Raw genomic sequence first — 18842 nt, forward strand, 5'->3', positions numbered from 1 at the left:
AGGCGTCGTTTTGGAAGATATCCATATGGGCCATGATTGGCTCCCTTTCTGATGTGCGCCAATCAGGCGCGTTTTCTTCGAAGAGGCTGGATTAGCGGGCCAGCATCCCCAGGGTTTCCAGCTCGGCAACGGCCTGGTCACGCTGGGCCTGGGTTGTCACGCCAGGGCCGAAGATCAGGCCGTGACGCTTCAGGCGGCAATGGCGCTTCATCAGCACGGCATCCGGCACGTCCGCGCCTGCGGCGGCTGCAGGGGTGCGCAGGACGGCCACGACGGTTTCAGAACCATCAATAGCTGCCGGATCCCAGTAGACCAGCTTACCGGAAGCGGTGATTTCCCCCAGAACCGAACCCGGCTCATAGTCGTTCCCCGCGGCGACGGTGCCGGTGTCACGGCTGAAGTAGCTGTCTTCTTCCCATGCGACGAAATCGCCTGCGGTGTTTCCCTCGGTCAGCGCGTTCATGCTGTTATCTCCAGATTGAGGTCACAAAAAAGCGGGCCAAGGCCCGCGGTGGTCTTACTGGCCGCTGAAGCGCGCCTTGGCTTTGGCAGCCAGGCCGCCACCGCGTTCGGCAGCAGGCGGCGGCTGATCCAGGTCGGCTTCGGCTTCGCCCTCCATCAGATCGCTGAGCGTCCGGCCACTCCCCTCTTTGCCCGCGGCAGCCAAGTGCTTCTTTGCCTGCTCCACGGTCATGTGCGGATCATTGGCGAGGCTGCTGGCCAGAGCACTGCGGCCTTGGGCTTCCTCACACCCGAGGATGCCCATAATCCGCTGGCGCTCCTCATCAGCGCCAGAGGTTGCCGCCAGGGAGGACTGCTTACCCTCCGGCGCCGAGGTGCCTTGCGGCTCCTGCTGGCCGCCGGCATTCGCTTCCGGCGCGCCGCCGCCGTCACCGGCTTCAGGGGTTTTGGTGCCTGCATTCGGCGTATCGTTCACGCCGCCGCCGGACTGTTCGTCGTCTTCAGGGGTTGCCATCGTCAATGGTCCTTCTTTGGTTGCGGTTTTGCCCAGCGGCGCCCGCCGCCAGCTGAACTGAGCAGCAAGCTGCTCAAATGCTTCTTTCGGGCTGGCCACCTCATCGGCGAGCCCGGCGTCAACAGCGTCCTGACCAAGCAGGCACGCGGCCTCTGTCGCCAGCGCAGCGTCGGCTGAAAGGCTGGCACCACGGCCCGCGGCGACGGTTTCAGCGAAGATCCCGCGCAGTGTCTCCATTTCCCGCTTCAGGCTGTCGCGAACAGCTTCCGGCAGCGGCTCATAGGGGTTGCCATCCGCCTTGTGCTTGCCCGCGGCGATGATGGTCACGCTGACGCCCACAGCCTCCAGCTGTTGGCTGCGATCCGCGTGCATGCAAATCACTCCGATCGAGCCCGCGCTGCCCGCGCGCGGCACGATGACCCGCGTTGCCTGCGAAGCCAGCGCGTAGGCCGCAGAATGCGCATTGTCGCAAACAAAGGCATGCACCGGCTTTTCATCACGCGCGGCCCGGATCTCGGCCGCCAGATCGAAACAGCCGGCAACCTCGCCGCCGTGGCTGTCAATCTCCAGCGCAATGGCGCGAACACTACTATGAGAGGCCGCCGCCTTGATCTGCGCCGAGATCCCCTCATAGGACATTTCACCGGAGAAGCTGCCCACCCAGGCGCCGCGATGGATCAGCGTCCCGGTCACCGGGATCACGGCAACGCCGTCGACAATTCGGAAGGCCTCAGCTTTTCCCGCGCGGATCTGGTCACCAACCCGATCATCCAGCAAAGAGGCAAAAGGCTGGCTGGCGGGCCCAGTCACCGCAACACCTTCGAACCCTTTGAGTTCGATCGAACCGCCGCCCAGAATGCGCGAGCCCAGACCCATTACGAAACCTGCAGCCTTGGCAGGCGCAGCCAGAAGCGGCGTGTGAAATACACGCTGCGCAATTTGCGGATGCGTCATGTGATTATTCCTCGGAGTTCAAGGCCGGGCCGCCGTTGTGGCCCAGCAGCTTGGCGAAACTTTCCTGCATCGGGTGCAGAACGCCCGCGGGCATTTTGCCCATTTCGTCTTTGATCTGATCCATGTTGTCGCCCCAGTCGGAGCCGGTCAGCTCGGCCGCCTCATCTTCCAGCGTCGAGACACCCAGCGCCACGCGCATCGCCGCCGCCTGGATCTCCTTGACCGGATCCACGAACCCGCGGCCGGGCCCAACCCATTTGGCCCGTGAATAGGCCATCCAGTTCTGATGGAAGTCCGGCGCGTTCTGCGGCAGCCGGATCCGGCGATCCAGAACCATTTCCTCCAGCCAGGACATGAAGAAAGGCTGGCAAAAGCCTTGCGCAAAGGCTGTCCGGCGGACAGTCCAGCCGCGCCAGATCTCGATCAGCGCAGCACGGGCGCTGGAGTAGTTCGTCTTGCTCCAGTCACTGGCCAGCTGCTCATAAGAAATGCCCAGACCGCTGGCGACATGGCGCAGCACCGCGGCTTCAAAGTCGGCAAACTGCGCCGCCGGGCGCGCGGTCTGGACCATGCCGATTTCATCATTCGGAAACAGCGCCTGGATCCGCGCACCGCCAACCTTGATCGAGTTTTCCTGATAGAACTGGCTGCGCTCACCTACCCAGCCGCTTGCTGCAGACCCCTCTTTGGTGATGCCGTCCTCACCAAACATTTCCTCCATGGCCTCAGGACCCATGGGCGACTTGATGAAGGCGGCCAGCACAGCATTGATCACGGCGGCCTGCAGCTCCACTTTCGAATAGTGGTCTTCCATCCGCAGCTTTTCGACGATCGGCGCCATGCGGGAGACGCCGCGGGTTTGGCCGTCACGCAACTTGTCAAAGAAATGGATGACGATCGGACGGCCCCACCGGGTTTCCCGCCGGATGCGTTTCCACTTCACCCCCTCAACCCCGGCCCAGCGGTCACTTTGGTGCGCCTCGCGGAAGTTGTAGGCCAGCGCCACGCCGTCGCGGGACAGGTCGATGCCGCCGCGCAGGAAACGCTCATCAGCGCGGTCATGCGGATTTGACAGCAAGTCGGGATCCACGAGCCGCAGGCAGGTTTTGGTTGGCCGGCGCTTCCGCCAGTTGTTCAGCCCCAGCGCCTCGCCTTCCAGCAGGTAGCCTCGGTAGGCGGTGCCGAACATCTGCGGAACCGTTTGCGAGCGGGTCACATCGGCATACTTGCGGGGATCTTCCGCGTAGCTGCGCCATTCACTGGTGACCTGTTCCTTGAACTCATTGGCCCATTCCTTGCTCAACCCCAGAGCGCGCCAATCCGGTTTCACGAATGGGCGGAAATTGCCTCCGATGATCGCATCAACTTCCTTGCCCACCGCGCCAGCAGCAAAGCCGTTGTTGCGCGCCAAGTCGCGCGTGCGGGCGTTGATCACCTTCCGGGCCGGGCCAATTTCAGCATCCGCCGACATGGTGCGCGGCTGGAAACCCGACATGGTTTCAATTCCGCGGTCACCGGCCACATAGGGCGAGCTACCGCCAAAGCCAGCCTCCCGGCGCGCAGCGGCCTGCGGCTTGAACCCAGCGTCTTGGGCCTGCTTTTTCGACGGAACCAGCCGCTGCAGAAACGCTTTCAAAACGAAACCCTCCGGGACCCAAGACGGGAGCGCCCCAGCTTGCGCTGCAGCTCGTTGATCCGGCGGCGCAGACCGGTTTCGGTCGGCTTGGCGAATTTCGTGCCGTGGCCGTCATAATCCACTTCGGTCACCTGGCCGCCGGTCAGCAGCCGATGCAGCGCGTCTTCCGCCTCTGCCAGCTGCGCTTCCAGCTTTTCTCTATCGATTGACATTCAGCATCCCTGACAGGCTCTGCCGCTTTTCAGCGGGCTTTGGTTTCTTGGTTGCGGCGGCCTCGGCCGAGACTGGCACTACCGCATCGAACAGGTCGCCTTGCTGTTCGGGGGGCACCGCGCCGCGCTCAGCCTCCAGGGCATCCCACTGAGCGTCAGTCAGCGACGCCCAGCCTTTCCGCAGCGCTCCGGCTTCAGCGTAAAGCTCGGTATCCAGCACCTCGTTTCGCCGCGTCGGCTCCACCAGCTCCCACTTCGCAGTGACCGTCCCTGATCTCTGTCTGGTCAGGGTCCGGACCTCCGAGACGAACTGCCGGTAAAACTCATCCCCGAGCCCTTTGGCGAAGTGACAGTAACCGCGCTCCGCCGGGTCCAGCTGCTCCACCCATTTGTAAAGCTGCCCCTTCATGCTGGAGACGTTGAGGATGAACGCCCGCTTCTGCTGGCGCTTCGCTTTGCCGTCTTTGCGGCGCTCAAACTTCTGCGGCACCATGTTCGGGCCGTTCTGGTTGCTGCCGCCCTTCACGATGATCACCCGGTGCCAGGAGTGCTTCTTGGCCCAATCCCAGACATCATCCGTATAGGTGCCGCCATCGATCGCCAAAACGTCGAGCTTGACCTTGAACCCCAGTTCCGTCCGCCACTCCGCGGCCAGGTAAGCATCTAGGGTATCCCGGCATTCCTTGGTGCTGATGTGGTGCGGAATGATCTTATAATGCACCGTCCAGCGCTGCCGGTTCCGGCAGAAGCACTTGAAATGCACTTCGGTGCGATCATCCTGACAGTCGACACCTGCGCTGAAAATGAACCCGGTGGCAGGCAGAATTCCCACCGGCAGGGGCCGGATCCCGTCTTCGATCTCGTCGGCTTCCTCGACGCGGTTTTTCAGAACTTCCCAGTCCATCGAGCCCGAGGACTGCTCATAGGCCAGTCCCAGAACATCATTGAAAAACGTCTGTTCGGTTTCGGCCTCTACCGACTGTTTCTTCTCTTCCTTGCTGGCTTCGCCTTCCGTGCGAGTCCAGCCCATGACGCGGGCGTATTCCTTGGCGATCGAGGCCCAGTCCCGCTGCGGCGCGTAAGCCCGCCACAGGAAGAACCCCGGGTGGTCCCCCTTCGGGTTGGTCGCCCGCCAGCGGCCCCGGCGGACAATCTCTTCCTTGTGCTTGTGTTCGATCTTGCCCTGGCAGGGCTCGCAGCGGAAATGGGCGTCCTCAAGGTTAGTCGGATTAATATTCTCGACAAAATTCTCCCAGGTCAGCGCGGCCATGTGGCCGCAATGCGGGCAGGGAACCTCATAGACGCGCTGGTCGCTCCGCGCATATGCCCGGTTGATCCGGCAGGTGCCCTTGATCAGCGGAGTCGACACCCGCAAGATCTTGGCTTCTTCGAAACCGCTGGCCCGGCTTTCCGCAAGGGCTTCCGGATCGCCCTTGTCCGTCATCTCGAACTTCGCCAGGTCATCCATGATGACCAGGCGGCGGGATGTGCCGGTCAAGTCGGCCGGGGAACCGGAAGAAGCAACTTTCAGGCTGCCGTCACGCGCAACGGTTTCCTGATTGAATTTCTGGTCTCGGTTCTCACCGCCGGCCAATCCATCGCCGAAGATCCGCTTCAGATCCGGCGCCTGGCGCCGCATCGGCTTCCACTTGTTGTCCACCCACTCTGTGGCGGCCGACATGGTGGGATGAACCACCAGGCTGTCCAGCGCAGTGCTGTTGTGCCAGGCGCCCAGCGTCGGCTGGATGATGGAAACCGTCTTCCCCCATTGCGCCGAACCGAGGATTGTCACTTCCCGGCAGGGGTGTTCCGGTGAAAGAACCTCGTGGATCTCCCGCAGGAACGCAAAGCGTTCAATATCGAAAGGCCCCGGCATCGGCGAGCGCGCGTCGAAGACGATATTGTCTTCGCACCACTTGGTGATATCCGGCGGCGGCGGCGGCGCCATGGCTTGCGACAGGGCGAGCCCGACCACACCGGCTGCAGAAGTGAGGAACCCCATCAGCAATCCTGCGCCTTTTCGTCCTCAGACATGTCCGCGGACTGAGCATCGTCAGCGAGCTTGCGCGACCGCTTGTCCCGGTGGCCGCGCCATGTGTCGATCAGCAGTTTCTTGACCGATTTGAAGTCGACTCCGAATTCATCCGCAACGGCACGAGCGCCCACCCGCATAACCTGCTCGAATTCTGCGATCTCCTGACTGATCAGCTTTTTGACTTCCAGCTCGACTTCCGAGGCCAGGACATACAGGCCTTCCGCTTCGGCATTCTGGCGGCGCAATTTTCGCGCTTCTTCCACTGCCTTTTGCGTGCGGGCAAGGCTGTAGCCGTCCTGATCCTCTTCCGGCAGACGGCGCGCACCGGCGCCGATCTCAGACTGGCCCAGCGGCAGCTCTTCACCCTGCTGATCGGCCAGGTTCTGCAAAGCCTCGCGGGTGCCAGCCCCGTTGCCAAGCATCTGCCCGGGATCAAGCCTCTGGCCCAGTGCGGCCCGGCATTTTTCGAGATCAAACCGGCGGTGCCTTCCCTCGCCCGTGTAACACCCGGCCAGCTGACCACTGGACACCATTTGACTGATACGCCCCTTCGACTTGTTCAGTTTTTTGGCGAGTTCAGATGCTGTCACTGTGGTCATGTTTAGTGTTTAGTTTAGGCTTTCCAATTGGTTTAGCGGACTAAAACTCATGCCCCTCGACGCCCCGTATACGTTCGAAGCGCCGGGAAGGACCCGCCGTTTTCTGAGGCTGGAAGGGGTTGGGGAAATGCGAGCGCCCGGGGCGGGATCTCCGCTCCGGGCGCAATTCGGTCGACTGCAACATGTCAACAGATTGACATTCGGTCAAGCCCCCTTCCAAGGCGCACGCGGCGGCAGCGAGTTCGACACAGTGAAGGAAGTGAGGTGGCACGCCATCTGAAAGATGAACTGCAAATGGTGGATGGCCCCCCGCCAATCCAGATAACGGCGGCGCGCTGCCGCGATCATCCTGGCATCCACCGGGTAGGTGACCGGGCACCAATAGCCATTGTCACGCCCCGCCACCTGATCGGCTGGCCAACGCAACCCCGGAACGCGGCAGACCTCACGAACAGCGTAGCGGCCATGCTTGCTGCCCCGCCAATCGACCGGCTCACAGGCAGGCACGGCGCCACCCATCCAATCCGGCACCTCACCAGCACGGGCCAGCTCAGCAATCATAACCGCCATCCGGCGCCCGCCATAGGTTTCCGGCAGGCAGGCAAGCGAAGCGGCAACCATATCCGCATCATGGTGACGCGGCGAACTGCCGCCACCCTGAATGCGGCCTTTAACACCCAAGCGGGCCTGTTCGATCAAGATCCACTCCATCCCGAAACCGGGACGCGCACCTGTTTCCCGCTCAATCTCATCAAAGTCCAACCCGACCTTTTCGCGCTGAAAGGCCCACTCGATCAGCTCCAGCGCGCTCACCTCCAGCTTGCCAGTGCGCGGCGCCTGAACGGCTGCGCCAACTGCCCGCTTAGGATCAGCAAATGCCCCTTGATGCGCGACTGCCAAGTTCATGTCCGCACCTCTGCCCGCTGCGCCCGCGCCTCATCGGCAATATCCCGGCACTTTTGAAGGGCTGCCCGGCGCCGGTCGCGGAACGCAGTTTCCTCAGCGCTGACAACACCGCCGCGGGCCATACGCGCCTCAATATCCTGCAGGCGCCGCATGGGATCATCAGCCTCTGCCTTAATCTTCGATATCGTCCAAGCGCCAGGCCACTCACGGTTCCCCTTCAACCAGATCAGAAGTTCTGGAGCCCAGCCCACAGCCAACGCCGCTTGCCCCATCTGATGCGCAAAGACTTTCAGCATCAGCGGCGACGGCCCGGTTTCCGGCGGCTCGATCCGACGCGCTTCCTTAAGGATGTGAAGGGCAATAGGAAACCGGTCCCGCTCCTTGCCGCCCGGGTGCGCCTCGCACCATTCCCGCAGCTCCTCCAAACTTTTGGGCTGCATGTAGGCCAACATTTGGCGCAGCTCTTTCTTCATGGTTTCGAACTGCTCTTTTCGCATGGTCCCGGGCTTGGTCAGCCCCAATGCCTCCAGCGGCTCAATCAGCAATTCCTTGACCCGCTTTTCGCCTGCGGCCTGCTCTTTCTCATTCATTTCCGCATTCCCTCATTCTCAGCAATCCCACGTTCCCACCGGCTCTCCGGCCTGCGTTCGGTCCCTGTAAGGTGTTTTATATTCTTCTGTTTTTTATTGTTCTGTCCTGTAGGGCAATTTCACTGAAAGGCCCGAAATAGGACTGAAATCCGGTGAAATCATTTCACTTCATTTCAGGTGAATTTCACTTCCGGGCCGCGCTGATCGGGGTCACATCGCCGGTGTAGCCCAGCACCTCGACCATGGCAGCCCGCACGTTGTCCGGCGTGATGTACAGCTCCGAATGCTCGAAGTGCTCAGCCAGCGCCGTGATGGCGCGGTCATCCTTGATGATATGCTCCGGCACACCCATTTCGCCCATTTTCTTTCGGATCTTGTGCTTCTTAAGGGCCAGCCGCCCGGCCTCGCGCGCCGCATCCCGGCCGCGCTTGCGCTTGTACATATCCTGCACAATTTCCTCGATCAGCCCAGGGTGGCCCAGCCGCACCTCCACTTCATGCGTGCGCGGATCTTCCACGTGAACCTCCACCCAGCCATGCAGGACAGAGGCCCGGACCTCCTGCCACTCGCCCAGAGACCGGAAACGTGCCATATCCGCCAGCTCCAGATCATCCACGGGCAAAGTGCCAGCGGGATCCTGCCGCATCGCCTCAGCCCACAGGATCAGCGCCGTTCCGATATCCGCCCGGCGCCCGGTCATCACCGATTTGCTCAAAAACCGGGACGACAGGAACTTGTGCCCGAAGAACGGAAACCAGTCATGCGAGGACAGCGTTTCCCCGCGCTGCAAGGGCCAGGTATCGGGCATTCGCCCGCCTGAATCGTCAATCACGTCTTTCACTGCTCAGCCTCCTGCCTTTCTGCCTACCCTGCCTGATAAGGCTCGCTTGTCAGCCCGCTGACCCGCAGCGCCTCGGAAATCCGGGGCACCACGCGCAGCCGGTGATACCGTTGTTCGACCGCCAGGCGCTGCCGCCCCAGCCAATCCGCAATATCGTGAAAATTCTGGCCCCCAGCCTTCATCGTCAGAAGGTCGAAATCGTCCGAGGGCGACCACATCGGATGCGATACCTGCCGCAGGATCTGCCGCGCCTGGTCGACGTGCAATTCCTTGCGCTCAGCCATCGCTTGCAGCCCCCCTTCCCTTCAGGATCTCCTGTGCGCGATCAGCATCAACCAGCCAGGTGCGGCCGCACTTCAGGCAGCAACCGGCCCAGCCGGTTTCATTCGCAGCTCCGTAGGCGCTCACATTCTTGTCTTTCTTGCAGCACGAAATCTGCACTATACCGCCTCCTGAAACATGTCCGGCTGAAACTGAGGCACAGCCAGGCCAAGCTGCTGCGCCGCCAGAACCGCCTTTCGCACCCGGCGGCAGGCCAGTTCGAAATACTCCGGTTTCTGTTCAATCCCGATGGCCCGCCGCCCGGTCAGCGCCGCGGCAACCAGCGTGGTTCCGGATCCCATGAACGTATCCGCCACCAGGTCGCCCGGATTGGTGAAATCGAACAGGATATCCCGCATCAGCCGCCAGGGCTTTTCCGTGGTGTGGCCGCCAGTGCGGTCCCGGGGATTGCAGGGCTCGACATAGACGCCGCGCTTGCCGCCGGCATTCCACCGCGAATGCCCCTTGCCAGCCCAGGCACAGACGAAATTTTCATAACCGGGTGCAGGGCCCTGCCCGTTTATCTGCGGCATCGCGTCCGGCTTGATCCAGGCACAGGCCCGTTTGTACCTCATCGGGCTGGCGTTGATCGCATCCGCCCACCGCCCGACCCCCTCCGGCGTGCAGAATGCGATGAACCAGCCATCGCACTGTGTACCCAGGTCAACTACACGGTCCCGGATTTCATCAATCGGCGCAAAATCCAATTCCTGCGATGCGCTGCCGCCGTCGGTGCGCAGATCCTTGCGCGCCTTCGCACCCTTTGCTTCGTGCATAATCGCCTCATACGGCGGATCCTTCACGAAATGATCCACGCGGCCCAGCTGCGGCATGATCTCCAGGCAATCGCCCAGGTACAGCGTGCAGCCGCCGATCACCACCTTGCGCTGCCACGGGTCAGCCATCGGCCTCACCCCCGTTCAAAACGCAGACCGGCTTCATCCGGTCCAGGGCGCAGCAGGCCGCCCGCCAGACGCAGGCCGACCGGCGCCAGCCGGGCACCGGCGGAATGATCACAAGATCGGCGTAGTTCAGAATCCGGACAGGATCCGCTATGTCAGCGCCCGCCTCATCGGCAAGATAGGCGGGTGCCAGCGGCAGGATATCCACCCTGCCCAGCTGCGCCATCCATTCCAGCGCGGTATCCGCCGCCAGAACCGGCCCGCCGTCGTACCGGGCATAGGGCGTTGCTAGGCAGGCCAGCCGCCCGGCGGCATCTGCCGCGATAGCCTCCAGCATCAGCCCCTGGCGGAACAGCCCGCCCGGCGCCCAGAACCAGGCTAGCCAGGTCCAATCCGGATCATCCGGGAACTGCCGCGCGGCTGCTGACAAATCAAGCATTGACCGCCCCCGCGAAAAAGGGGGCACGCGGCAGACCATCCGCCACGCGCCCCAAGGTCAACAGGGAGGTATTAAGGGGCATTCTGCAGCCACGCCTGCCCCCGGTCAGCGCCACTGGCGGGAAAGGACCCCGCCCCGCAGAATTTTCGCAGGCGGCCAGGGCGTGTCCGCCACCCAGGCTGCCTGCACCTTCAGCACCGCTGCCATCGGTGGCGGAAGGTATCTTGATATGGCCTTTTTCTGGTCGGGCGACGGTCATTCGTCGCCCTCGATATCCTTTGCAAATTGCTCAAGAGGCGGAAGCTCAACACCCTGCTCGCGCGCTGCCTTAAGTGCTGCGCGATAAATCTTGGCAGCCGTTGTAAGGTGAATTTCACGCGACTTCGCGCGAACATCTTCAAACTTCCCCAATGTATTCGGAGCAACACCAGCCGCCACGCACAAGGTGGAGGGTTTGATCCCCAGCTTTTGCCTAGCTACCGTGAGCCAAGCTCTGAACTCATCCGAGTCAGGCAAGAACGTCTCTTGTTCGCCCTCTGGCTTCACGGCGCAACCTCAAAATGTTGTTTTATCACCTTTTGAGGTTATATGTAGCATTTCGAGGTGTGTAAACAACCTTTTTGGTATATTCATTTTCACCCCAAAAGGTGAAAGTATGCCGCAAAACAAACAGCGGATCGTCAGTATGGATGACATTTGGGAGAAGAGACGCGCTAACCTAGGCGCCTTGATGGGCGCTAAGCGCATGAAGGCAGCGCAGGTCTGCCAAGCTGCCAAAGTATCCCCAAATACCTTGGGCAAGTTTATGCGGGGGGAAAGCAAGACCCTGTCTCAAAAGAGCTTAGAGGCCATTCTGGCAGTCCTTGAATCGAACTTGATGGCAATTGATTCCAACAACCCCCTATCCAACGCAAAAACAGAGCTGTTCAAGATCATTGAGGGAATGTCGGAGGAAGAGGCCAGGCAAGAACTGGAGAGAATTTCTAGCTCTACGGCTGACCGGTCCGGTTCTTAAGCTCTTCCAGGTACTTAGCAGCCTGGGCGTCGCTCATTTTCTCCACAAGAGCTTTCAAATCTTCCTTAGCCGAAGGCACTATGTCACGCATGTCTAATATCCAATAAAGCTATGCGCGGCCATAGCTGCACAACTCACGCTTGCGGTTCAATACCCAAAATGGTAAATTTCACCCCAAAAGGTGATACCGCGAGAATTTTCATGCAGTTTTTTCCCGACGTGCCCGCAGACCTGTCCGACGTTGCGCCACATGGCCTAGCACTTGGAATTGGTTCATTTCGAACCGGCCAGATTGACGTGTTCACCACCTACTCGACCGAATGGCAGAGCCTATACCATGAGCGGAAATGGCTGAACCGGGATCCCGCAGTGATCATTGGCTTACGCGGCCCTGGAGTTCACCATTGGACCGCAGAAACCATTCAGGACCCGGAATTCAAGGACGCCTGCTTTGGTTACGGCCTAAAGTCTGGAACCTCGATCACAGACACAATCGCAGGAAGTTCTTGCCTGGTCGGTCTCACCACCAACGATACCCCGTCCGACGCCGCGATTGAAGCCGCGACACGGGCTGTTAGGGAGGCTCACATGGGATACCTGACCAGCAAAGCCCAACTGCTGCACCCCCAACATATTGACGTGGTTTACCTTGCCGCAAAGGGGTATCGCGCAAAAGAAATCTCAGCGAAGCTCGAAATTTCCGAGGAAACCGTGAAGCAAAGAAAGGCTTCAATACAAAGCAGAATAGGCGTTAACAATTTCACAACTGCAGTGAACATTTGCGCCATCGCTGGTTTAACCCTTCACCCCATAAAGTAGAGGAAACTCCCGCGGAGGCGGTGCAAACCTTACTCCTAGTTTGCAACTTGGAGAATAGGCATGCAGCACAGCATTGTATCTTGGGAAACGATCCACGAGCACGGCCAGCTTTGGTGGCTACATCTAAAAATGCGGAAACAGCTCTTTGTTGACGAAATGCACTGGAGCATTCCTCACACTCCTGACGTTGAGGCGGATCAGTACGACACGCCCAAAACGCTATACGTCATCACCCACACCAATGGCACCCCTTTGGCCGCTTCACGGCTAAATCCGACTTTCGGCGACTTCGGCTACTGGTCATACATGATCAACGACGCTTGCGAAGGAAAACTGCCCGGCATTCCGGATACCCTGATGGACGCCCCACCCCGGGACCACAATATTTGGGAAGCAACCCGTTTCACGGTTGATCCCAGCATCCCGAAAGCGGAACGCAACTCAATACTTGCCGAAAACGCCCGGGCGCTAACTGGCGCGGCCAGAGACTTGGGGGCATCGAAGCTCATTGCACTAATGCCGCCGGCATATGTCCGCTGGCTAACCTCAATCGGCCTACCTACTAACAAGACAGGCCCAACCTTGAAAGATGGACAAGGCAACAGGATCTGCACGATAGAAATGGCGCTCTGACCGCGCCAAACCCCGAAAGGTCATTTTTAAATCTTTTGGGGTTGTTAATCACCTTTTGAGGTGATATTCATCTCTCCGAAAATGGAGAGGGCAGACTATGACACAGCACACCCCGCAGACTGAACACGGCAAGGCGGGCGCTTGCCAGATTGTTCACCTCAGCAAAGAGGTCCGCTTTGACGCCCCGCCGAAGCGCTCACTGCACGTTCCTGCCAATGGCGCTGCTGAAAACACCCGGCGCCAAGCAGAGCGCGTCGCCGGTCTTTCCGCTCGCATCCATCGCCACATCGCCGCCAAGGGCTACCCCACCCGGCCGCCGGCACTCATCGCGCCGGGGGCCCTGAGATGACCGGCCCCTCCCCACAGGAAATCTACGCAGCAGCCCAGAACATGGCCGAGGCCAGCCCGATCACACGCGCGCTGATTTTCGCCGGTCTGGGTGGCGAGTCCTGGCCCGCCGATCCTGAGCTCGTTGGTCATGACGAATTTGATTGGACGGTGCGCCTTTACGGCCTGACAGAGCGCGGGCCCAGCCAGAACGCGGCCATCGGGGAATGGGTCAAGTCCGCCCTGACCCTGCACCAGGACAACAAGACTGCCCGCGCCACCGATGGCCGCCCGGATTGCCCGTTCAACGGCGCAGCTCCGCTGCCACCCGCAGACACGCAAGTTGCCGAGGCCGTCTGAAACCTGCGCCTCAGCAGACTGGCCGGGGGCACATCCCGAACCGCCCCCGGCCCCTTTTCAGAAACCGAACCCACCGGAGATACCATGCAGGAACAAAGGGCAACATTACTGGCCGCAGCATCCGCTGCCAGCGCCGCGACCTCCGACATGATCGAGGCCGCGCGTGGTGATCACATCAGCGCCTTCGACGGTGTGGGATCAGGGGAAACGATTACCTCGCTGGCCGACGCCCTGCGCCTCCTGCTGGATGCGGCATCCGGCGAAACCGAGGAAGAAACGCAGCTCCACGGCGCAGTCGTGCGGTTCCTCGAGTCACAATCCTAAGTCCTAACCCTGTCAGATCCGCCGGGCGCGGCTAAATCTACCACTCACAAAACCGCACCGCGCCCGCCCTGCAGAAAGGCAAGCCAATGCCCACGGAACAGAAAAAGCGCTTTGAAGATCTGCCGCCGTCGACGCAGGCAGGCATCCTCTGCAATGACCCGCGGTTTCAGACCTTCGCAGCCCAACGCTGCGGCTACCCGGACAAGCAGCTCACCCAAGGCGGCGCGGCTGAGTACGTCCGACAGGTCTGCAAGGTAACCAGCCGCTGCGAGTTGTTGCACGACCCGGCCGCCGCCGACCGCTTCCAGTCCCTGCGCACAGAATTCGACGCATGGACCGGCAAACTCGCAACGCCCCGCTGAGATTTCACCGATGCTGACACCTGCAGAAATCACAAACCGTACAGTGCAACTCGCTGCACAGGCCCGCCTGCTGGACGAAGAAAAACGCCCCGAAAAAACGGAGCCATTCGGCCTCAGAGCCATGTGGCTCCACTTTGCAAACGAACTGGAAATGCGGCGCCTGGCAAAGGTGCACAAGCGCATCGAACAGAAGAAACGCGCGCTGGCAGACCTCACTGAAGAACGCACCAAAATCATGAACCGCTGCATCCGCCGGATGCGGCGCGCCCAAGGCAAGAACTGAACAAGGAGACGGATTCTGTGCCCGCAGCAAACCAAATCCTAGCGCGCGAAAGCACGGCAGCTAAGATGCTGGATATGCCGCTCAGGGAATTCCGCGCCTTGGTGGCAGCCGGGAGCCTGCCCAAGCCGGTTAAGATTGGCGGCAAATTAGAACGCTGGTCCGTGAAACAGCTTGAGGCAATCAGCTCAGGCGCCATGCTGAGTGAAGATTTCGAATGGTAAAGAAGAACTCAAAACCTTACCTGGCCCGGATACCGCGCGGCGGAAAAGACTACTGGTATTTTCGCAAGGGCAAGACTCTGATCCGCCTTCCCGACGATCCCGACAGCGAGGAATTTGACCGGGAATACTGGGCCATCAGATCAGGCCAGCACAAGGCGACGGTAAAAACGACCTTTGAGGCACTGATCGCCAGCTACTACCAAACACCTCGGTTCAAGGGATTGAAGCCAAGCACCAAGGCGGAGTACCGCCGCACCCTTGAATTGCTCCGCGAAAAGAACGGCCCCAAAGACTTCACCAAACTGCGCCGCAAACACGTTATCGCTGCGCGGGACAAGTATGCAGACCAGTGGCGCAAGGCGAATGCCATGGTCGAACAGCTTTCGATTCTGGCCCGTCACGCCATTGATCTGGAATGGATCACCGCCAACCCCGCCCAGGGCGTCGAAAAGCTGAAGGGCGGCAGCTATGAAGCCTGGCCGGAGCCAAAGCTGGCCGCATATGAGCGCTACTGCGAACAGCATGGGCTGAAGATTGAGCGCGCGATTTATGAGCTGTGCATCGGCACCGGGCAGCGCATTGGTGATGTGGTAGCCATGGAATGGGCGCACTTCCAAGGCGGTTACATGGACGTTGTGCAGGAGAAAACCGGCGCCCGGCTTTCGATCTTCTGCCCGGAGCGCCTGCAGACCTTTCTGGAGCGCTTGCCGCGCAACGGAAAACACATCGTGTCAAAGAACCTGACGCAACACATCAGCAAACGGCGCGCTCAGAGCCTTGTGGCCGAAGTCCGCAAGAAGATCGAGGCCGAGGGCTTTGTAATCCACGGCTGGCGCTACACCGCCGCCAAAGAGCTGGCAGAGGCAGGCTGCTCAGACACCGAAATCCAATCAGTGACCGGCCACAAATCGCTGGAAATGGTGAAGAAGTACCGCCAGCAAGCTAGGCAAAGGCAGCTCTCAAAGACAGCTCAGCTGCGCCGGAACAGAACAAATACAGAATAGGAACAGATTCCAGAGTGTAAAACAAAGTGTAAAACACTCTGGATCATGGGCGAGGCGCCACCTCACATCAAAGAGAATTTTCGTTTAAAATCATTGTGGTGCGGGTGAAGGGACTTGAACCCCCACGCCTTGCGGCGCCAGAACCTAAATCTGGTGCGTCTACCAATTCCGCCACACCCGCACGAACCGCGAGGCACCCGGCCTTGCGTGCCGCGCTCAATAGCAAAGCTTCGCAGCGGATGCGAGCGGAAAACGCGGCCGGGCCCTCCCAGTGCAGACCGGCAACAAACCGTCCGCATAATTGCAACAATGAGCGGAATTTTGCCAGAGAAGACTGGGCCTGGAATCCGGTTGTGCCGTAGATTGGTAAAAAAGTCTGAGGCAGACAGAGCGAGCAACAATATGAAACCGTTTGGAAATGCGGCCCTGCGCGCGCAAATCGCGATGCGCGGGCAGGCACAGCCCCGGCGGCTGTTTCAAGGCAGCCAGAACATCAGCCTGCTGCGCGGCACCACCGTGCTGACCCGTGAGGGCGAACGTCCGGCAGAGGACATCAAATCCGGCGACAGCCTGATCACCCGCACCCAGGGCATGGCCCAGGTCGAGGCGGTGCGGACCCGCCGCGCCATGCTGCAAGCGGTGAGCATTGCGGCCGGTTCGCTGGGCGACACCCGCGCGGACGGCGATCTGATTGTGCCCTGGGACCAGCGCATTCTGGTGCGCGACTGGCGTGCCAAGGCAATGTTCGGCCAGCCGCAGGCGGTGGTGCCGGCCTATGAGCTGGTGGACGGCGAGTTCATCCGCGACCTCGGCCTGCAGATGATGGATCTGGCAGTGCTGGAGTTTTCCCGCCCGCATGTGATCTATGCAGGCGGGCTGGAACTGTCCGCCGCCGCTGCGCCGCAAGAGGATCTGCGCCCGGCGGCCTGACCTTTAAAGGCCCAGTTTGCGGAACACCGCGGGGATCTGTTCCGGCAGATCCTCGGCAATCAGGCCGGGGCCGAATTCCAGCGCGCATTCCACATGGATATAGGCAGCGGTTTCCGCCGCCTGCATCGGGGCGAACCCGCGCGCCATCAACCCGGTGATGAAGCCTGCCAGCACGTCGCCCGACCCCGCGGTTGCCAGCCAGGGAGCGGAGCGTTCGTAATGGGCTGAGTTGACAGAGCAGCGCCCGTCCGGCGCGGCGATCACCGTATCCGGCCCCTTGAACAGCACCACGCAACCTGCGCGTTTGGCGGCCTCACGGGTAGCGTCGACCTTGGAATAGGCGGGGCCGGTGGTTGCCGGTGCTTTAAGCTTCTCCGCCAAGTCCGGAAACAGCCTGGCAAACTCACCGCCATGCGGGGTGATCACGCAGTTTTCGTGCAGGGCCTCAAACAGCGCCTCGGGCTTCAGCTCAAACCTTGTGAGCGCATCGGCATCCAGAACGGTTGGCCGCTTTTCCTTCAGCGCCGCAAAAACCATCGCCTGCGTGTCCGCCCCGCGCCCCATGCCCGGCCCAAGGCAGAGAGCACTGAGGCGGTCGTCTTCCAACAGTTCCGCCAGCCCATGCGCCCCGTCGATCTGACGCAGCATGATGGCGGTCAGGTTGGCGGCATTTTCAAACATCGCCGAGCGCGGTGAGCCGACAGTGACCAGCCCTGCCCCGATCCGCAGCGCGCCCCGGGCAGCCAGCCGGGCCGCTCCGGTTTTGCCATGACCGCCGGAGAGGACGAGGGCGTGGCCGTGGGCGTATTTGTGGCCTGAAAATTTCGCACTCAGTTTACCCTTCGTGTCGTCAATCAACTCGACACCCCCCTTGGGGTAAACAGGGGGTAGACCGATCGACACAACTTTGAGCTTTCCACAGCCTCCCGCTCCTCCATAGTTCCTGCAATTCTGGCTCATATGATGGCCAATTTTGGCGCTATGGAAGGTGACGGTAAGATGGGTCGGGAGCGCTCCAAAGTCTCGCCCGCTATCGCTGCAAATTCCGCTGGGGAAATCAATTGCTACGAAACGGTCTTCGTTCGGCTCGTGGGCATCCGTAATTAGAGGAGACGGCATAAAGCCATTCCATGCTTCATTTGTGTCATCTGGCATTTCCCGGGTCAGCCCCGTTCCGAACAAGGCGTCTATCACGAGAAACTGGCTTTCTTCATCCCCTTCGTAGAAATCACGGATACCGCGATCATCCCACTCATTGACACGGCCTAACTCCTGCCACCGCTCATAGTTCACCTTCGCATCCGGCGGCAGCTTCTCAGCATCGCCGTAAAGAAACACCTCCACCTCCCAGCCGCGCTCCTTCAAGAGCCGCGCCACCACAAACCCGTCGCCGCCGTTGTTGCCCGGCCCGCACAGGACAACTGCACGGCGCAGCTTTTCATCTTTCCCCAAATACTCCGGGGAGCGCGAGGGGCTGGCCCCTCGCTCTTCTGCCAGTTCCGGCCACTCCTCGAAGATGGCCTCGACCACCCCCTGCCCGGCCCGCTCCATCAGTTCCAGCCCGGTCACCTCGCCGGACGCGATGGCGGCCTGCTCAATCGCCCGCATCTGGGCTGCGGTCAGCAGTTCGGTCATGTTTTGCCCTTCCCCGATTCAATTCTGCGCAATTTGCAGGCGCAGTGCTTAATTTTTAGGCAGCGACGATGAAATCCTGGCCAGAATTGCCGCAGCCGCGCAGGCGCGCATTGCTGCCTTCATTTAGAAGTGAAATGACACCCCCAACAAGCTTGCGAGGAGCCATGCCGATGAAAAAGATCGAAGCCATCATCAAGCCTTTTAAACTGGATGAGGTGAAGGAAGCGTTGCAGGACGTTGGCGTGCAGGGCCTTTCCGTCATCGAGGTCAAGGGCTTCGGCCGCCAGAAGGGTCACACCGAGCTTTACCGCGGCGCCGAGTATGTCGTCGACTTCCTGCCCAAAGTGAAGGTCGAGGTTGTGCTGGACGACGATCAGGTCGACCAGGCGATCGAGGCCATCGTCGACGCCGCCAAGACCGACAAGATCGGCGACGGCAAGATCTTTGTCTCGCCCGTCGAGCAAGCGATCCGCATCCGTACCGGCGAGACCGGCCCGGACGCACTCTAAGACACCAAC

At 60.7% G+C, this 18842-nt stretch carries 26 protein-coding genes and 1 tRNA gene; 12 read left to right on the forward strand and 15 right to left on the reverse strand.

The features are described 5' to 3' along the window. Nucleotides 1–91 precede the first annotated feature (91 nt). The 13 genes from CAER_RS0124500 to CAER_RS0124570 all read right to left on the reverse strand — a co-directional run bounded on the left by CAER_RS0124500 (nucleotide 92) and on the right by CAER_RS0124570 (nucleotide 10927). Nucleotides 92–463, reverse strand: coding sequence for a head decoration protein (locus CAER_RS0124500; protein WP_027237839.1), 372 nt, complete (start codon nucleotides 461–463; stop codon nucleotides 92–94). Between the two features lie 54 nt (nucleotides 464–517). Beyond that, a complete protein-coding gene (locus CAER_RS0124505; RefSeq protein WP_027237840.1) occupies nucleotides 518–1930 on the reverse strand; it encodes a S49 family peptidase in 1413 nt (470 codons plus the stop codon). Between the two features lie 4 nt (nucleotides 1931–1934). Next, nucleotides 1935–3566, reverse strand: a complete 1632-nt coding sequence (locus CAER_RS28485; protein ID WP_245597422.1) for a phage portal protein — start codon at nucleotides 3564–3566, stop codon at nucleotides 1935–1937. Beyond that, nucleotides 3563–3778, reverse strand: a complete 216-nt coding sequence (gene gpW / locus CAER_RS0124515; protein ID WP_027237841.1) for a gpW family head-tail joining protein — start codon at nucleotides 3776–3778, stop codon at nucleotides 3563–3565. Before gpW ends, CAER_RS28485 begins: the two co-directional genes overlap by 4 nt. Then, nucleotides 3765–5780 (reverse strand): phage terminase large subunit family protein, encoded by a 2016-nt coding sequence (locus tag CAER_RS0124520; protein WP_027237842.1) that lies wholly within the window; start codon nucleotides 5778–5780, stop codon nucleotides 3765–3767. Before CAER_RS0124520 ends, gpW begins: the two co-directional genes overlap by 14 nt. Beyond that, nucleotides 5780–6412: a hypothetical protein gene (locus CAER_RS0124525; RefSeq protein WP_027237843.1), complete on the reverse strand. Its 633-nt coding sequence runs from the start codon at nucleotides 6410–6412 to the stop codon at nucleotides 5780–5782. The genes CAER_RS0124520 and CAER_RS0124525 overlap by 1 nt, the downstream gene beginning before the upstream one ends. Before the next feature lie 204 nt (nucleotides 6413–6616). After that, on the reverse strand, nucleotides 6617–7318 hold the full coding sequence (locus CAER_RS28490; protein ID WP_245597423.1) for a hypothetical protein: 702 nt from the start codon (nucleotides 7316–7318) through the stop codon (nucleotides 6617–6619). Beyond that, complete coding sequence (locus CAER_RS0124535) at nucleotides 7315–7908, reverse strand: hypothetical protein (RefSeq protein ID WP_027237844.1); 594 nt, start codon at nucleotides 7906–7908, stop codon at nucleotides 7315–7317. Before CAER_RS0124535 ends, CAER_RS28490 begins: the two co-directional genes overlap by 4 nt. 184 nt (nucleotides 7909–8092) lie before the next feature. Beyond that, nucleotides 8093–8749, reverse strand: a complete 657-nt coding sequence (locus CAER_RS28495) for a hypothetical protein (RefSeq protein WP_245597424.1) — start codon at nucleotides 8747–8749, stop codon at nucleotides 8093–8095. A gap of 23 nt (nucleotides 8750–8772) precedes the next feature. Next, nucleotides 8773–9033, reverse strand: coding sequence for a hypothetical protein (locus tag CAER_RS0124545; RefSeq protein ID WP_027237845.1), 261 nt, complete (start codon nucleotides 9031–9033; stop codon nucleotides 8773–8775). Between the two features lie 156 nt (nucleotides 9034–9189). Next, nucleotides 9190–9975 carry a DNA-methyltransferase gene (locus tag CAER_RS30375; RefSeq protein ID WP_036798011.1) on the reverse strand — a complete coding sequence of 262 codons (786 nt, stop codon included), beginning with the start codon at nucleotides 9973–9975 and terminating at the stop codon, nucleotides 9190–9192. Further along, nucleotides 9968–10411: a TIR domain-containing protein gene (locus CAER_RS0124560; protein ID WP_027237846.1), complete on the reverse strand. Its 444-nt coding sequence runs from the start codon at nucleotides 10409–10411 to the stop codon at nucleotides 9968–9970. The genes CAER_RS30375 and CAER_RS0124560 overlap by 8 nt, the downstream gene beginning before the upstream one ends. Nucleotides 10412–10666: 255 nt before the next feature. After that, nucleotides 10667–10927, reverse strand: a complete 261-nt coding sequence (locus CAER_RS0124570) for a hypothetical protein (RefSeq protein ID WP_154667856.1) — start codon at nucleotides 10925–10927, stop codon at nucleotides 10667–10669. A 169-nt stretch (nucleotides 10928–11096) separates the two neighbouring features. Here CAER_RS0124570 and CAER_RS0124575 point away from each other — a divergent pair, with 169 nt between their 5' ends. The 10 genes from CAER_RS0124575 (at nucleotide 11097) to CAER_RS0124620 (ending at nucleotide 15759) form a co-directional block, all read left to right on the forward strand. Beyond that, nucleotides 11097–11426 carry a helix-turn-helix domain-containing protein gene (locus tag CAER_RS0124575; protein ID WP_161631110.1) on the forward strand — a complete coding sequence of 110 codons (330 nt, stop codon included), beginning with the start codon at nucleotides 11097–11099 and terminating at the stop codon, nucleotides 11424–11426. Between the two features lie 159 nt (nucleotides 11427–11585). Next, on the forward strand, nucleotides 11586–12245 hold the full coding sequence (locus CAER_RS0124580; RefSeq protein WP_027237849.1) for a helix-turn-helix transcriptional regulator: 660 nt from the start codon (nucleotides 11586–11588) through the stop codon (nucleotides 12243–12245). 60 nt (nucleotides 12246–12305) lie between these two features. Beyond that, a complete protein-coding gene (locus CAER_RS28505; RefSeq protein WP_051357883.1) occupies nucleotides 12306–12878 on the forward strand; it encodes an acyl-homoserine-lactone synthase in 573 nt (190 codons plus the stop codon). A 97-nt stretch (nucleotides 12879–12975) separates the two neighbouring features. After that, complete coding sequence (locus CAER_RS0124590; RefSeq protein ID WP_027237850.1) at nucleotides 12976–13227, forward strand: hypothetical protein; 252 nt, start codon at nucleotides 12976–12978, stop codon at nucleotides 13225–13227. Beyond that, a complete protein-coding gene (locus CAER_RS28990; RefSeq protein ID WP_027237851.1) occupies nucleotides 13224–13565 on the forward strand; it encodes a hypothetical protein in 342 nt (113 codons plus the stop codon). The genes CAER_RS0124590 and CAER_RS28990 overlap by 4 nt, the downstream gene beginning before the upstream one ends. Before the next feature lie 84 nt (nucleotides 13566–13649). Then, on the forward strand, nucleotides 13650–13889 hold the full coding sequence (locus tag CAER_RS0124600) for a hypothetical protein (protein ID WP_027237852.1): 240 nt from the start codon (nucleotides 13650–13652) through the stop codon (nucleotides 13887–13889). An 86-nt stretch (nucleotides 13890–13975) separates the two neighbouring features. Next, nucleotides 13976–14251 (forward strand): hypothetical protein, encoded by a 276-nt coding sequence (locus CAER_RS0124605; RefSeq protein ID WP_027237853.1) that lies wholly within the window; start codon nucleotides 13976–13978, stop codon nucleotides 14249–14251. Nucleotides 14252–14294: 43 nt separating this feature from the next. Next, nucleotides 14295–14534, forward strand: coding sequence for a hypothetical protein (locus tag CAER_RS0124610; protein WP_154667857.1), 240 nt, complete (start codon nucleotides 14295–14297; stop codon nucleotides 14532–14534). A 17-nt stretch (nucleotides 14535–14551) separates the two neighbouring features. Continuing rightward, nucleotides 14552–14755, forward strand: a complete 204-nt coding sequence (locus CAER_RS30245) for a helix-turn-helix transcriptional regulator (RefSeq protein WP_027237855.1) — start codon at nucleotides 14552–14554, stop codon at nucleotides 14753–14755. Continuing rightward, on the forward strand, nucleotides 14749–15759 hold the full coding sequence (locus CAER_RS0124620; protein ID WP_027237856.1) for a site-specific integrase: 1011 nt from the start codon (nucleotides 14749–14751) through the stop codon (nucleotides 15757–15759). The genes CAER_RS30245 and CAER_RS0124620 overlap by 7 nt, the downstream gene beginning before the upstream one ends. Nucleotides 15760–15855: 96 nt before the next feature. On the opposite strand, the gene CAER_RS0124625 is transcribed toward CAER_RS0124620, so the two are convergent. Further along, nucleotides 15856–15940, reverse strand: a tRNA-Leu gene (locus CAER_RS0124625). Nucleotides 15941–16161: 221 nt separating this feature from the next. Between CAER_RS0124625 and CAER_RS0124630 the strand changes: the two genes are divergently transcribed. Next, nucleotides 16162–16689 (forward strand): Hint domain-containing protein, encoded by a 528-nt coding sequence (locus CAER_RS0124630; protein WP_027237857.1) that lies wholly within the window; start codon nucleotides 16162–16164, stop codon nucleotides 16687–16689. A 3-nt stretch (nucleotides 16690–16692) separates the two neighbouring features. Here CAER_RS0124630 and CAER_RS0124635 read toward each other — a convergent pair whose 3' ends face one another. Beyond that, complete coding sequence (locus CAER_RS0124635; RefSeq protein WP_027237858.1) at nucleotides 16693–18324, reverse strand: bifunctional ADP-dependent NAD(P)H-hydrate dehydratase/NAD(P)H-hydrate epimerase; 1632 nt, start codon at nucleotides 18322–18324, stop codon at nucleotides 16693–16695. A gap of 170 nt (nucleotides 18325–18494) precedes the next feature. Here CAER_RS0124635 and CAER_RS0124640 point away from each other — a divergent pair, with 170 nt between their 5' ends. After that, nucleotides 18495–18833, forward strand: coding sequence for a P-II family nitrogen regulator (locus CAER_RS0124640; protein WP_008554830.1), 339 nt, complete (start codon nucleotides 18495–18497; stop codon nucleotides 18831–18833). Nucleotides 18834–18842 lie beyond the last annotated feature (9 nt).

This window comes from Leisingera caerulea DSM 24564, from assembly GCF_000473325.1.
Lineage (GTDB): Bacteria > Pseudomonadota > Alphaproteobacteria > Rhodobacterales > Rhodobacteraceae > Leisingera > Leisingera caerulea.